We start from the raw sequence: 15604 nt of genomic DNA on the forward strand, positions 1-15604 counted from the left end.
AGGGTGACTGCGTACCTTTTGTATAATGGGTCAGCGACTTACATTCAGTGGCAAGGTTAACCGAATAGGGAAGCCGTAGAGAAATCGAGTCCGAATAGGGCGAATCAGTCGCTGGGTGTAGACCCGAAACCAAGTGATCTATCCATGGCCAGGATGAAGGTGCCGTAACAGGTACTGGAGGTCCGAACCCACTAGTGTTGCAAAACTAGGGGATGAGCTGTGGATAGGGGTGAAAGGCTAAACAAACTTGGAAATAGCTGGTTCTCTCCGAAAACTATTTAGGTAGTGCCTCAAGTATTACCGTCGGGGGTAGAGCACTGTTTAGGCTAGGGGGTCATGGCGACTTACCAAACCTATGCAAACTCCGAATACCGACGAGTACAGCTTGGGAGACAGAGCACCGGGTGCTAACGTCCGGACTCAAGAGGGAAACAACCCAGACCGCCAGCTAAGGTCCCTAAAATTGGCTAAGTGGGAAACGAAGTGGGAAGGCTAAAACAGTCAGGATGTTGGCTTAGAAGCAGCCATCATTTAAAGAAAGCGTAATAGCTCACTGATCGAGTCGTCCTGCGCGGAAGATGTAACGGGGCTAAGCCAGTTACCGAAGCTGCGGATGTGCAATTTATTGCACGTGGTAGGAGAGCGTTCTGTAGGCCTGTGAAGGTGTCTGGTAACGGATGCTGGAGGTATCAGAAGTGCGAATGCTGACATGAGTAGCGTTAAAGGGGGTGAAAAGCCCCCTCGCCGTAAGCGCAAGGTTTTCTACGCAACGTTCATCGGCGTAGAGTGAGTCGGCCCCTAAGGCGAGGCAGAGATGCGTAGCTGATGGGAAACAGGTCAATATTCCTGTACCGATCAATAGTGCGATGTGGGGACGGAGAAGGTTAGCTCAGCCAACTGTTGGATATGTTGGTTCAAGCCTGTAGTCGTGCCTGGTAGGCAAATCCGCCGGGCTTAGATGAGGGGTGATAACGAGTCTGCTTGCAGACGAAGTGAGTGATACCCTGCTTCCAGGAAAAGCCACTAAGCTTCAGCTATTGACGACCGTACCGCAAACCGACACTGGTGCGCGAGATGAGTATTCTAAGGCGCTTGAGAGAACTCAGGAGAAGGAACTCGGCAAATTGATACCGTAACTTCGGGAGAAGGTATGCCCCAAGTAGGTGAACTCGTACAGAGGGAGCCCAAAGGGGTTGCAAAAAATCGGTGGCTGCGACTGTTTAATAAAAACACAGCACTCTGCAAACACGAAAGTGGACGTATAGGGTGTGACGCCTGCCCGGTGCTGGAAGATTAAATGATGGGGTGCAAGCTCTTGATTGAAGTCCCAGTAAACGGCGGCCGTAACTATAACGGTCCTAAGGTAGCGAAATTCCTTGTCGGGTAAGTTCCGACCTGCACGAATGGCGTAACGATGGCCACACTGTCTCCTCCTGAGACTCAGCGAAGTTGAAATGTTTGTGATGATGCAATCTCCCCGCGGAAAGACGGAAAGACCCCATGAACCTTTACTGTAGCTTTGTATTGGACTTTGAACAGATCTGTGTAGGATAGGTGGGAGGCTTTGAAGTGAGGACGCTAGTTCTCATGGAGCCAACGTTGAAATACCACCCTGGTGTGTTTGAGGTTCTAACCTAGGTCCATTATCTGGATCGGGGACAGTGCATGGTAGGCAGTTTGACTGGGGCGGTCTCCTCCCAAAGCGTAACGGAGGAGTTCGAAGGTACGCTAGTTACGGTCGGACATCGTGACGATAGTGCAATGGCATAAGCGTGCTTAACTGCGAGACTGACAAGTCGAGCAGATGCGAAAGCAGGACATAGTGATCCGGTGGTTCTGTATGGAAGGGCCATCGCTCAACGGATAAAAGGTACTCTGGGGATAACAGGCTGATACCGCCCAAGAGTTCATATCGACGGCGGTGTTTGGCACCTCGATGTCGGCTCATCTCATCCTGGGGCTGTAGCCGGTCCCAAGGGTATGGCTGTTCGCCATTTAAAGAGGTACGTGAGCTGGGTTTAAAACGTCGTGAGACAGTTTGGTCCCTATCTTCCGTGGGCGCTGCAGATTTGAGGAAGCCTGCTCCTAGTACGAGAGGACCGGAGTGGACACACCTCTGGTGTATCGGTTGTCACGCCAGTGGCATTGCCGAGTAGCTAAGTGTGGAAGAGATAACCGCTGAAAGCATCTAAGCGGGAAACTCGTTTCAAGATGAGATCTGCCGGGGCCTTGAGCCCCCTAAAGAGTCGTTCAAGACCAGGACGTTGATAGGTCAGGTGTGGAAGCGCAGTAATGCGTTAAGCTAACTGATACTAATTGCTCGTGAGGCTTGACCCTATAACTTTGATAGCCAACGCTCAAGCAGTCATGCTTGTGTGAAAAGCTCAAAGATTGTTATGCCAAGTTGACGCAGTCAAAACACATAAAATCTGATTCCAAACTCTATGAATTCGCCAGGCTGTTCCACGAACAGCCCAGCACCAAGTTATGCCTGATGACCATAGCAAGTTGGTACCACTCCTTCCCATCCCGAACAGGACAGTGAAACGACTTTGCGCCGATGATAGTGCGGGTTCCCGTGTGAAAGTAGGTCATCGTCAGGCTCTTATAGCCCCAATACCCCCCAGTCCCAACGGATTGGGGGGTTTTGCGTTTTGTACTCAGATATTTTCTAGCCATTTGCTATTTATCTAAATGACTGCTCCAAATTATTCGGATGAGTTTTGGATGAATATGGCGCTGCAGGAGGCAGAGTTAGCCGCCAGGGATGGAGAGATTCCCGTAGGTGCAGTTGTGGTCAAAGATGGTCAACTTATTGCGAAAGGGCGCAATGCTCCTGTAGCGCTAGGTGATCCAACAGCGCATGCCGAAGTGCTTGCATTGCGGGCTGCTGCACAAATTTTGGGCAACTACCGTCTTGAGGGATGTACTTTGTATGTGACGCTTGAGCCGTGTGTCATGTGCTCTGGCGCTATTTTCAACGGACGTATCAGTAGAGTCGTTTTTGGTGCCACGGAGCCGAAAACGGGCGCTGCGGGCTCTGTGATTAATCTCTTTTCGCTGCCTGCTCTGAATCACCAAACCAAAATCTGTGGGGGTGTTCTGGCGGATCGCTGCAGCGCACTGCTTGTTGATTTTTTCACTAAGCGACGCCAGCAGGCTCGCGCAAAAGAGTCTCAGCGCCCCGTTTTGCGAGACGATGCCCTCCGAACTCCGGATTCTGCATTTGCAGGGTTTGCCTCCTATCCCCCGCACGCCTCTGCTTATCTAAGCGATTTGCCCAGCTTATCTGGTTTACGTATGCACTACGTTGACCAAGGGCCATCGGACGCCCCAATCACGTGGCTTTGTTTGCATTCCTCTCTGCGCTGGAGCTATGTTTTCAATGGATTGCTGTCCGCGTTATCGTCCTCGGTCCGCGTTGTTGCCCCCGATTTGATCGGATTTGGGCGCAGTGACAAGCCTAAAAAAGAATCGTTCCATCAGATTGAGCGCCACCAGCAGGTGTTGCTAGACTTCGTGGAACGATTACAGCTAAAGCGTTTGGTCCTTGTTTTAGACGGTTGGGATGAGGGAGTAGGACTCTTGCTCTGTGCAAAAATTGTCTCTTATGTTGAAGGCATCCTTGTTTTTACTGACGGAATTGAGTACGGTCGCTCTCCTGAGTCGATGCTTATAAACGATGCCCCATTTCCTGATAGAGGGCATCGGGTTGCTCCTCGCGTATTTTTTAAGATACAGAAGGAAATTGAGAGTGAGCCATTTTTTAAGTCATCAAGGCCTCATTTTTTTAATGTAAAAAAAATTTTTTGCATTGGCGATAATTCTAACCTGAGTTTAAATTTTTTTCAAAAAAATATTTATTTTGAATCGTTCGAAAAAATAGATGAAGCTAGTTTTGGTAAATTTTTAATTAAGACGAAAAATTATTTCATTTCGCTTTAAATTTAATAATTCGGTATTTTAAAATAAACGGAGTAGATCTTTTGATCTAAATTTTGTGAAGCAAAATAGCCATAATCAACTGTGTTGTCATCATGATCATGGGCCGAAGCATATTTATATCTACTCCCCCGCTGGAGCCATTCGTGACAAGTTGGCTTTTAAGAGGGGGGTCGCTCGTCTGGAAGCTTTTGGTCACGAGGTAGAGATTGATCAAGATGCGCGTGCTGTGTACACCCGCTTTGCTGGAGATGACCAGACGCGCTTGGCTGCGATTCATAGGGCTGCAGCCAGTGGCGCAGACGTAGCCCTGATTACCCGTGGCGCTTATGGGCTGACTCGTTTGCTTTCAGAGATTGACTACAAGGCAGTGGGTAAAGCTATCGGCGCAGGCACAAAATTTGTCGGTCTCAGTGATTTCACCGCCTTTCAGTCGGCGGTGCTTGCGAAAACAGGTGATGTGACGTGGGCTGGACCGTCTTTGATCACCGATTTCGGTGTGGAAGGAACTCCAGATGACATCATGGAGGCTTGCTTTGATGATCTGTTGACTGGCCATGGCGAGGGGGCAGGGTGGCGTCTTCCTCGTGGAAAATCTTTGGCTGAAGTTGAATCAAGCGATTTTTATATCAAAAAAGCTACCCTTTGGGGTGGGAACTTGGCGGTGCTGACTGGATTGATTGGAACGCCTTATTTCCCATCCATAAAGGGAGGGATCCTTTTCGTGGAAGATATTGGAGAGCATCCTTATCGGATTGAGCGTATGTTGACCCAGTTGCTGCATTCAGGCGTGCTTGCAAAGCAAAAGGCACTGGTGTTGGGGCAGTTCAATGGATACAAGCTTGCCCCTCATGACAAAGGCTTTAAATTTCAATCGGTAGTCGACTGGCTACGTACCAAAGTTTCTGTGCCTGTACTGACTAATTTGCCATTTGGTCATGTGCCAACCAAAGTGCTTTTACCTGTTGGTGCTAATGTTTCCTTGTCCGTTGAAGGGCGTGACGCCCTTTTGTATTGGGGCCACACCCACTAGTTAAGGATGACCGTTGCTTTGCAATTGTTTGCAATCTCATCTTCGCTTGCAAAGATCTCTCGCTTTGTTTTGGGCCCCGGGCCCTTGGGCTTTTTCTGAAGTACGCTTAGCCGTTTTGTGGTTTTCTAATCCCTGACTTTGCCGTTTCTAGCGGATGCGACCACTTCAGCCGACGGTCCATGTACTAAACTGGGCTGCATGACGATTTGTGTGAACCTGCGGCCATGACCGTTTTGACAACGGTTGTGTTTGCCGATATCTCCGGCAGTGTGGCGCTGTACGAGACACTGGGTAACGAGCGCGCTGCCGCTGCGGTTGCCCAGTTGACTCAGTGGATCAGTGTTTCGATTCAATCCCATTCCGGCAGGGTGGTGAAAAAGCTGGGGGATGGTGTTCTGGGGGTATTCGGGGATGCGGCAGGCGCTGTTGCCGCGACTGCAGACATGCTCCAAGCCCACGAACAAAGGCTTGCACGTTGGCCTTACCCACTGCGGATGGATATTCGTGTCGGGGTGGCTACGGGTGAGATCGTCGAGGTCGACGGCGACTGTTATGGTGATGCGGTCAATGTGGCTGCCAGATTGTGCGAGCGCTCTGGACCAGGGGAGATTTGGGCAACAGAAATGGCAGTGTTGCTGGCTGGCGCCGCACCTGCCGTTTGGTTTCGCAAACTCGGCATGATGGACATTCGCGGCAAAGCGGAACCCGCCATGCTTTACCAAGTCGAGTGGCGCCAAGACCAGGAGCCAGACTCGCTGACCATGCAGGCTGGGCTGGTCAGTCAGCTGTCCCCGGTGGATTCCATTTTGGGGTCCATACAGTTCAGCTGGCATGGTTTGGATGCCACTTTCGCTTCAAATGAAGCCCCTGTGCATATCGGTCGAGCCACCCATGCACAGTTGTGCATCAATGATTTGCGGGTTTCAAGGTTGCATGCACGCATTGACTGGCGCAACAGCGGCTTTTTGTTGACTGATTTGAGCAGCTTTGGTACCTGGGTGCGGTTTGATGGCAGTGACTCGCATGTGCGACTTCGCCGTGATGCTTGCATCTTGCACGGCACGGGCGAAATATCCCTCGGCGTTTCATTTGCAGACCCCAAGGCCCCGACGGTGGCTTTCCACGTGGCTGGTAGCCGCATGCACCTGGGTTAGGGCTGGCCCTGTTGCATGCCGCAACCCTGCTTCTCGTCGTGCCGTTTTATCTCCAAATCAGGTTTTTATGAGCATCCACACTATTCTCAAAATGGGAGACCCGCGACTTCTGAAGATCGCAAGCCCTGTGTCCCAATTCGATACCGATGGGCTTCACCTGCTGGTACGTGATTTGTGGGAGACGATGCGTTCCGTGAATGGAGCTGGGTTGGCTGCGCCTCAAATTGGTGTGGATCTTCAGGTCGTTGTTTTTGGCTCCGAGCAACGCAATCCCCGTTATCCAGACAGGCCATTGGTTCCCCTCACCGTACTGGTGAATCCGGTGATCACGCCTGTTGGGGACGCCGAGGAAGAAGACTGGGAAGGCTGCCTATCGGTGCCTGGTTTGCGGGGCAAGGTTCCGCGTTGGCAGCGCGTACGCTACACAGGCTTTGATCCCTATGGTGATCCGATTGATCGAGAGGTGGAGGGATTTCACGCCAGGGTGGTGCAGCACGAGTGCGATCACTTGTGGGGCAAGCTTTACCCGATGCGGGTGCGGGATTTCACCCAGTTTGGCTACACCGAAGTACTTTTTCCCGAACTGGGCGCAGCAGACGCTGACGACTGAGGCATAGCACAGCCATCGCAAATGCGCGCTTCCATCACTCGGACAGTGCTTGCAGCAACTCCGTCTCAATCTGGATTTGCCGTGCATTGTTTTGCAGCTCAGAGCCTTGTAGCAAGAAGGTGTCTTCCACCCGCTCGCCCAATGTGCTGACCTTGGCCAGTTGTACGCTGAGATGGTGTTGCGCCAGGATCCGGGCCACTAAGTAGAGCAAGCCAGCGCGGTCACTGGCAGAGATGCCCAAAAGCCAACGTTGGGCCTTCTCGTCAGGCTGCAGGGTGACACGTGGGGCGATTGGAAAGCTCTTGACCCTGCGGGACACCCGTTTGCGCGCGGGCTCAGGCAGTGGGCCTCCAGCCTCAATCGTGCGCACGAGGTCACTCTCCACCATGTGCGTTAGCTCGCGGTAATGCCCGGCCTGCGACGACGCCACGACCTGAAACGAGTCCAGCGCGTACTGGTTGTTGGCTGTGTGCACCCTCGCATCCAGGATGCTGAAGCCTGCGCGGTCAAAGTAGCCGCAAATCCGGGCAAACAAGTCGGCTTGATCAGGCGCATAGACCAGCACCTGCAAGCCCTCGCCCGCCAGCGATTGGCGGGCCCGAACAACAGGCTTGGTTGTGCCAACGTGGCGGGACAGGTGGCGGGTGTGCCACGCAATGTCTGCGGCTTCGTGGCGCATGAAGTAGCTCACGTCCAGCGTGGCCCACAGTGCCTTGTGCGCTTCAAACGGCTGCGCGCTCAGGGCCAGTTGCACCAGCGCTTCCCGCTTGCGTGCCTCGATTTCTGCAGCCGCATCGGGCGCACGACCCCCCAGTGTCCTCAGAGTGGCGCGGTACAAATCCTCCAGCAACTTGCCCTTCCACGCATTCCAGACCTTGGGGCTGGTGCCCCGGATGTCGGCCACGGTCAACAAGTACATTGCCGTCAGATAGCGCTCGTTGTGCACCCGTTTAGCAAAGGCAGCAATCACATCGGGGTCGCTCAGGTCCTGCTTTTGAGCGATGCGGCTCATCGTCAAATGCTCACTGACCAGAAACTCGATCAAGCGCGCATCTTCTTGCTCTACGCCGTGCTGTCGGCAAAAGCGCCGGACCTCCTGCGCACCAATCTGGGAATGGTCGCCACCGCGTCCCTTGCCGATGTCGTGGAAGAGCGCGGCCACATAAAGAATCCACGGTTTGTCCCAGCCGCCCGCCAGCTGCGAGCAAAAGGGGTACTCATGGGCATGCTCAGCCATGAAGAAGCGGCGCATGTTGCGCAGCACCATCAGGATGTGCTGGTCCACGGTGTAGACATGGAACAGGTCATGCTGCATTTGCCCGACGATGCCGCGAAATGCCCAGAGGTAGCGTCCTAGCACCGAAGTCTGGTTCATCAGGCGCATGGCATGCGTGATGCCTGCAGGTTGCTGCAGGATGCGCATGAAGGCCTGGCGGTTGGCCGGGTCGCACCTGAACGCGGCGTCCATCACGCCGCGTGCGTTATAGAGCGCCCGCAGGGTGCGTGCAGACAGATTCTTCAGCCCCACCGTGGTTTGGTAGAGCAGAAAGGTCTCCAGGATCGCATGGGGGTCGCGCTGGTAGAGATCGTCGCTGGCCACTTCAATCAGCCCAGCTTTTTCAAAAAAGCGGTCGTTGATGGGGCGGGGTTCATGCGCCGTAGGGTTCAGTCGCTCTTCAATGTTGAGCAGCAAAATCTGGCACAACTGGGAGACCGCCTTGGCCGCCCAGTAATAGCGGCGCATCAGGGTTTCGCTGGCGCGCATGGGCAGGCGTGACCCATCGGGGGCTTGCGAGCGGTAGCCAAACGACTCGGCCACAGCGGTCTGCAAATCGAAGACCAACCGGTCTTCATGCCGCCCTGAGGCCGCGTGCAGGCGGGCCCGAATCAGGCACAGCACGGCTTCGTTGCGCTCGATCTGACGCACCTCGAAGGCTGTGGCCATGCCGCTTTTGGCCAGTTCCTTCCAACTGCCCCCCAGACCTGCGGCCTTGGCCACCCACAAAATCAATTGCAGGTCACGCAGCCCCCCTGGGGACTCTTTGCAGTTTGGCTCCAGGGAGTAGGGCGTGTTTTCGTACTTGGTGTGGCGCTGGCGCATCTCCAGGGTTTTGGCCACCAAAAACGCCTGTGGGTCCATCTGTGCTTGGTACTGTTGCTGAAACTGGGCAAACAGGACCCGGTCTCCGCAAATCAGGCGAGACTCCAGCAAAGAGGTTTGCACCGTGACATCGGCGGCGCTTTCTGCCAGGCACTCGGCAATGGTGCGAACGCTCGATCCGATCTCCAGGCCTGCGTCCCAGCAACTGCCGATGAACCCTTCAATGCGGGCGCTCAGCGGGCTGTCGGCTTGTGGGGTAGCGCCCTCCGGCAGCAGCAGCAAAACATCGACGTCGGAATAGGGAAACAGCTGTGCTCGCCCGTAGCCCCCCACCGCAACGAGGGCACAGCCTGCAGGAAAATCCGCACGCAGCCAGAGCGACTGCAGCAGATCATCCGTGAACGAAGATAGCTTGCGCAGTGCCGCATGGATGCCTCGTGTGGAGGCTACGGTAGCCGCCATGGCGTCAAGGACGCTGGCTTTGTTGCTGCGGTAGTTGGCACGCAGGGCCTGAATGTCGGTCATGAAAATTGGAAGGGGGTGGCAGTAGAGTCTAGTGCGCCACCCTAAGAACCTGTTCAAAGTCTTTTTGGAGATTGCATTGGAGTGCAATCGGGATGAGTGGATGCCTCGGATGCGCCGCATGGGCTCGTGCCCATGCAAGCAGCCGGGGCGTCCAATCGCCCGATTTCACTCCAACCCTTCGGGCAAGTGGCTTGCCGGGCGGTCTGCGTTGTTGCAACGCTTGCCAATAGCACGGGCTATTGGCGGCGCGCTGCGCCTAGCAGCCCATCCCGGCCAGACACTTGTGCAACTCCAAAAAGACTTTGAACAGGTTCTAACGAGGGGTTGCGCAACTTGAGCCATTTTCAGGCACCCACCCCAAGCAAGAGTCATGCAGGCCCGGCTGGGCCGGGTGCTCAGGTGCGGGTTGCCGTCACAAACGCGGGCAGGGTGGGTGAGCCTGCCGACAGCGTCATGACTTCATAACCAGTTTCGGTGACCAGCACCGTGTGCTCCCACTGGGCCGACAGGCTGTGGTCTTTCGTCACAATGGTCCAGCCGTCGTTGCCATGGTTTTTAACGTCGCGCTTGCCCGCGTTGATCATGGGCTCAATCGTGAAGACCATGCCGGGCTGCAGTTCTTCCAATGTGCCGGGTTTTCCGTAGTGCAGCACCTGGGGTTCTTCGTGGAACTTCTGGCCAATGCCGTGGCCGCAGAACTCGCGGACGATCGAGAAGCCCTGGCCTTCGGCAAATTTCTGGATGGCATGCCCAATGTCGCCCAAACGTGCGCCGGGCTTGACTTGCAAAATGCCGTGCCACATGGCGTCAAAGGTGATGGCCGACAGACGCTTGGCTGCAATGGAGCAGTCGCCAATCAGGTACATGCGGCTGTTGTCGCCGTACCAGCCGTCTTTGGTGATCACGGTCACGTCCACATTCACGATGTCGCCTTTTTTCAGTGGCTTGTCGTTAGGAATGCCGTGGCACACCACGTGGTTGACCGAGGTGCACAGCGAAGCGGGGTAGGGTGGGTAGCCAGGGGGCTGGTAGCCCACAGTGGCCGAGATGGTGCCCTGCTGGGCCATGCATTCGGCGCCCAGGCGGTCGATCTCTTTGGTGGTGATGCCGGGCTTGATGTGGGGGGCGATGTAGTCCAGCACTTCCGAAGCCAGGCGGCAAGCCAGCCGCATGCCCTCAATGTCTTCGGCGCTTTTGATGGTGATGCTCATGGGGCAATTATCCCATTGGGGCCCGCGTGGCGCAGGGTGGGGGCACATGCCCGGTAAAATGGCGGGCTTCACGGCTGCTGCACCCGGCAGGCCCGTGATCCATTTGACCCCCCTCACACCCCAACAGGCCGCTACCGTGACCTTGCACATGACCACGCTGGCGGGCGGCAACGCCCTCAGCAACTTCCGCGCTCAGCAACTTCAGCCCGCCCTCGAGGCCATCCACCCCAAGATCAGTGGCATTGCCGCACGGTTTGTGCACTTGGTTGCCACCGATGCGGCTCCCACGGCCTCAGAGCAAGAGCGCCTGGCCGCATTGCTGGCGTATGGCGACCCTTACACGGGGCCGCAAGAAGGCGCGGCATTGGTCGTCACGCCGCGCCTGGGCACGTTGTCGCCCTGGGCCTCCAAGGCCACCGACATTGCCCGCAACTGCGGCATTGCCATCCGCCGGGTAGAGCGCATCACCGAGTACCGCGTCAGCCTCAAATCGGGCTTGCTGGGCAAGACGCCCGAGCTGACCGCCGAGCAACTTGGCCAGGTGGCCGCCTTGCTGCACGACCGCATGACCGAATCGGTGGTGGCCGACCGCAGCGCCGCTGCCGCCTTGTTCACCGAACTGCAGCCCGCGCCCATGGAGCATGTGGACGTGCTGGCCGGTGGCCGTGCTGCCCTGGAGGCCGCCAACACCCGCTTCGGCCTGGCCCTGGCCGACGATGAAATCGACTACCTCGTGACCGCCTTCATGGGCCTTGCGCGCAACCCCACTGATGTGGAACTGATGATGTTCGCGCAGGCCAACAGCGAACACTGCCGCCACAAGATCTTTAACGCCGAGTTCACCATTGACGGCGTGGCGCAGGACAAGAGCCTGTTCGGCATGATCCGCAACACGCACCAGCTGGCGCCCCAGCACACGGTGATCGCGTATTCGGACAACGCCTCGGTCATGGAAGGCCACCAGGTTGAGCGGTTTGTAGCAAAAATGGCCTCTAGCGCTGATTTATCAAGCGCTAGCAGCTATCAAAAAAGTAGCGTCACCCAGCATGTGCTGATGAAGGTGGAGACCCACAACCACCCCACAGCGATCTCGCCATTCCCAGGTGCGTCCACCGGCGCGGGCGGCGAGATCCGCGACGAGGGCGCCACTGGCCGCGGCTCCAAGCCCAAGGCGGGCCTGACGGGCTTTACGGTGTCCAAGCTCTGGGGCAGCACGGTCGGCAAGCCCGAGCACATCGCCAGCCCGCTGCAGATCATGGTCGAAGGCCCCTTGGGCGGCGCGGCGTTCAACAACGAATTTGGCCGGCCCAACCTGAATGGCTACTTCCGCGAATACGAACAGGAAGTCGGCGGTGTGCAGCGTGGCTACCACAAGCCCATCATGATTGCGGGCGGCGTGGGGGTGATCGATTCCGAACTGACGAAGAAGATCGAATTCCCCGCCGGTTCGCTGCTGATCCAACTGGGCGGCCCCGGCATGCGCATCGGCATGGGCGGCAGCGCCGCCAGCTCGATGGCCACGGGCACCAACGCGGCCGAGCTGGACTTTGACTCGGTGCAGCGTGGCAACCCCGAGATCGAGCGCCGTGCGCAAGAGGTCATCAACCATTGCTGGGCGCAGGGCAGCGACAACCCCATCCTGGCGATCCACGACGTGGGTGCAGGCGGCTTGTCCAACGCCTTCCCCGAGCTGACCAATGACGCAGGCCGTGGCGCACGTTTTGACCTGCGCGCCGTGCAGCTCGAAGAGTCGGGCATGGCGCCCAAGGAAATCTGGAGCAACGAGTCGCAAGAGCGCTATGTGCTGGCCATTGCGCCCGAGTCGCTGCCCCTGTTCCAGGCTTTCTGCGAGCGCGAGCGCTGCCCGTTTGCCGTGATCGGCACGGCCACCGAAGAGCGCCAACTGGTGCTGCACGACCCTGCTGCGACGGCCGAGGACCAGAAGCTGCCCGTGGACATGCCTATGAACGTGCTGCTGGGCAAGCCGCCCAAGATGCACCGCGACGTGAAGACCGTGGTGCGCGAATTCGCACCGATGGACTTGACCGGCGTGCCGCTGCAAAAGGCCGTGATCGACGTGCTGGCCCACCCCACGGTGGCGTCCAAGCGCTTCCTCATCACCATTGGCGACCGCACCGTGGGTGGCCTGAGCCACCGCGACCAGATGGTGGGCCCCTGGCAAGTGCCTGTGGCCGATTGCGCCGTGACCCTGGCCGATTACAAGGGCTTCGCTGGCGAGGCGATGAGCATGGGCGAGCGCACCCCGCTGGCCGCCATCAACGCGCCTGCCTCGGGCCGCATGGCCGTGGCCGAGGCGCTGACCAATCTGCTGGCTGCGCCCATTGAGCTGCCCCGCGTGAAGCTGTCGGCCAACTGGATGGCCGCCTGCGGCGAGCCTGGCGAAGACGCTGCGCTGTACGAAACCGTGAAGGCCGTGGGCATGGAGCTGTGTCCTGCTTTGGGTATCAGCATCCCTGTCGGCAAAGACAGCTTGTCGATGCGCACCCAGTGGAGCGAAGGCGCGGACAAGAAGAAGGTCACGTCTCCCGTCAGCCTGATCGTGAGCGCCTTCGCATCGCTGTCCGACGTGCGCGGCACGCTCACGCCCCAGCTCAACGCTACCGAGGCCGACACCACGCTGGTGTTGATCGACTTGGGGCATGGAAAGAACCGCATGGGCGGCAGCATCCTGGGCCAGACGCTGGAGCAAAGCGGTGATGTGGTGCCTGATGTGGACGATCCTAAGGATTTGGTCAACCTCGTCAACGCTGTGAACGCACTGCGCGCCAAGGGCCAGATCCTGGCCTACCACGACCGCAGCGATGGTGGCTTGCTGGCCGCCGCCGCCGAAATGGCGTTTGCAGGCCATGTGGGCGTGTCACTGAACGTGGACATGCTGGTGACCGAAGGCGACGGCGTGAGCGACAGCCGCATGGACACGGGCGATGCCAAGAACTGGACCACCCAGATCGGTGCCCGCCGTGATGAACTGACCCTCAAGGCCTTGTTCAACGAAGAGTTGGGTGTGGTGCTGCAGGTGCGCACCGCAGAGCGCAACGAGGTGATGCAGACCCTGCGTGCGCATGGACTCTCGGCCTTCAGCCACTTTGTGGGCAAGACGCGGCCAGCGTCGTCGGAGATCGACGCTGGCAAGGGTGAGCTGCAGGTCTGGCGCGATGCCAAGGCCGTGTTCAGCGCCCCGTTGGCCGACCTGCACCAGGTGTGGGATGCAGTGAGCTGGAAGATTTGCCAGCAGCGCGACAACCCCGCCAACGCCGACGCCGAGCACGCGGCAGCGGGCGAGCCGACCGACCCGGGCATGCACGTGCACCTCACGTTCGACGCGGCAGACAACGTGGCTGCGCCGTTCCTCAACCTCGCCAAACCCAAGGTCGCCATCCTGCGCGAGCAGGGTGTGAACTCGCACATCGAAATGGCCTATGCCTTCACCGAGGCTGGTTTCGAGGCCTATGACGTGCACATGACCGACCTGCAAACCGGCCGCGTCAAGCTCGAAGACTTCAAGGGCGTGGTCGCCTGCGGCGGCTTCAGCTACGGCGACACGCTGGGCGCGGGCATTGGCTGGGCGCGTTCCATTACCTTCAACCCCGTGCTGGCGGCGCAGTTCCAGGGCTTCTTCGGCCGCACGGACACGTTTGGCCTGGGCGTGTGCAATGGCTGCCAGATGTTTGCCGAGCTGGCCGACATCATCCCCGGCGCGCAAGACTGGCCACGCTTCACCACCAACCAGAGCGAGCGCTTCGAGGCCCGCCTGTCGCTGGTGGAAGTGCTGGAATCGCCCAGCCTGTTCCTGCAAGGCATGGCAGGCAGCCGCCTGCCGATTGCGGTGGCGCACGGCGAGGGCTATGCCAACTTCAAGTACCGGGGCAACGCTGACAAAGCCATTGCCGCGATGCGCTACGTGGACAACCATGGCCGCGCCACGGATCAGTACCCCTTCAACCCCAATGGCAGTGCCGGTGGTCTGACGGCGGTGACTACGGCGGACGGCCGCTTCACGGCCATGATGCCGCACCCCGAGCGTGTGTTCCGCAACGTGCAGATGAGCTGGACGAGCGAAGACAAGGCGGAGTACAGCGCCTGGATGCGCATCTGGCGCAACGCGCGCAAGTGGGTGGGTTGAGGCCCTGACCTTGGCTCCCTGGGATGGATGACAGGCAAACCGCTGTGTTTGCCTGTGCAAAAAAGGCCGGACGCGCAAGCGCCCGGCCTTTTTTAATGGGGCTCAGACCATGCGGGTGGGTGTCTGAGTCTTGGCCTTTGTATGGCCTGGGGCTCTCAAGTGGGCTCCACCAGGGCGTGGGTGCGGGGTCTTTCATATACCAGCAGGCGGCCTTTGTAGGCTGGCGCGCTCTCCAGTGCCGGGCAGTCCAGGCGCTCCTCCACCACCTCAAATCGGTGCACTGCCATCTGTTTGTGGAATGCCGCCCGATTCCCCCGGTTGGGATCGACTATCCAAATCTGAGCGCCCTGGTCTGCATGGGCATCCAGAAAATGGGCCAAAGTGGCGCGTGCATCGCGTTCGTACAGCACATCGCTGCCGATGATGAGATCGAACTGGCCCTGCACATCACCCATGCCCTGGGGGTTGTCTGTGCCCCATTGGCCTGTGCGGTACTTCATGGGGGCTAGCGCGTTAAGGCGCAGGTTCTCCTCCAGAAACTGCCTTGCCAGCGGGTGGCAATCGCTGGCCGTGACATCCATGCCGCGCCGATGGCACACCAGGCTTGCCAGCCCCAGTCCGCAGCCAATCTCCAAGATCCGCTCCCCGGTGCGCAAAGGGCGCGAGGCCATGCGGGCTGCCAGTTGCGCGCCTGAAGGCCACAACAGCCCAAACAAGGGCCAGGCCGCAGAAGAGATGCCCAGTTGCTCGGCAGCGCCCAGGGGGTCGGAAAATTGCTGTTTGTCCAGCAGCGAGCGAATGAACAGATTAGCGACCCCTGGGACGGGGATGCTCTCTTGCTTGGTGAGGTAGCCTGGCATGCAATGGGCCTGAAGCCCGTTGTC

At 57.9% G+C, this 15604-nt stretch carries 8 protein-coding genes and 2 rRNA genes (1 of these 10 running past the window's edge); 7 read left to right on the plus strand and 3 right to left on the minus strand.

Going from position 1 to position 15604, the window contains the following annotated elements:
- The 6 genes from EAG14_RS08745 to def all read left to right on the plus strand — a co-directional run.
- Positions 1-2337, plus strand: a 23S ribosomal RNA gene (locus tag EAG14_RS08745) (it extends 541 nt beyond the left edge of the window).
- A 153-nt stretch (positions 2338-2490) separates the two neighbouring features.
- A 5S ribosomal RNA gene (gene rrf / locus EAG14_RS08750) occupies positions 2491-2603 on the plus strand.
- Between the two features lie 91 nt (positions 2604-2694).
- Complete coding sequence (tadA, locus tag EAG14_RS08755) at positions 2695-3945, plus strand: tRNA adenosine(34) deaminase TadA (RefSeq protein ID WP_121728611.1); 1251 nt, start codon at positions 2695-2697, stop codon at positions 3943-3945.
- A gap of 55 nt (positions 3946-4000) precedes the next feature.
- Positions 4001-4975, plus strand: coding sequence for an LD-carboxypeptidase (locus tag EAG14_RS08760; protein ID WP_121728612.1), 975 nt, complete (start codon positions 4001-4003; stop codon positions 4973-4975).
- Positions 4976-5199: 224 nt separating this feature from the next.
- Positions 5200-6129 carry an adenylate/guanylate cyclase domain-containing protein gene (locus EAG14_RS08765; protein ID WP_121728613.1) on the plus strand — a complete coding sequence of 310 codons (930 nt, stop codon included), beginning with the start codon at positions 5200-5202 and terminating at the stop codon, positions 6127-6129.
- Between the two features lie 67 nt (positions 6130-6196).
- A complete protein-coding gene (def, locus tag EAG14_RS08770) occupies positions 6197-6739 on the plus strand; it encodes a peptide deformylase (protein ID WP_099741364.1) in 543 nt (180 codons plus the stop codon).
- A gap of 34 nt (positions 6740-6773) precedes the next feature.
- Here def and EAG14_RS08775 read toward each other — a convergent pair whose 3' ends face one another.
- Together EAG14_RS08775 and map are read right to left on the minus strand one after the other, a co-directional pair.
- Entirely contained in the window at positions 6774-9365 is a 2592-nt protein-coding gene (locus EAG14_RS08775; protein WP_121728614.1) for a [protein-PII] uridylyltransferase, read from the minus strand.
- Positions 9366-9760: 395 nt separating this feature from the next.
- On the minus strand, positions 9761-10576 hold the full coding sequence (gene map, locus EAG14_RS08785) for a type I methionyl aminopeptidase (protein ID WP_121728615.1): 816 nt from the start codon (positions 10574-10576) through the stop codon (positions 9761-9763).
- Between the two features lie 136 nt (positions 10577-10712).
- Here map and purL point away from each other — a divergent pair, with 136 nt between their 5' ends.
- Entirely contained in the window at positions 10713-14720 is a 4008-nt protein-coding gene (gene purL / locus EAG14_RS08790; RefSeq protein WP_121730381.1) for a phosphoribosylformylglycinamidine synthase, read from the plus strand.
- A 155-nt stretch (positions 14721-14875) separates the two neighbouring features.
- On the opposite strand, the gene EAG14_RS08795 is transcribed toward purL, so the two are convergent.
- Positions 14876-15580: a methyltransferase gene (locus EAG14_RS08795; protein ID WP_121728616.1), complete on the minus strand. Its 705-nt coding sequence runs from the start codon at positions 15578-15580 to the stop codon at positions 14876-14878.
- Between the last annotated feature and the right edge of the window lie 24 nt (positions 15581-15604).

Source organism: Acidovorax sp. 1608163 (assembly GCF_003669015.1).
Taxonomy (GTDB): Bacteria; Pseudomonadota; Gammaproteobacteria; order Burkholderiales; family Burkholderiaceae_C; genus Acidovorax.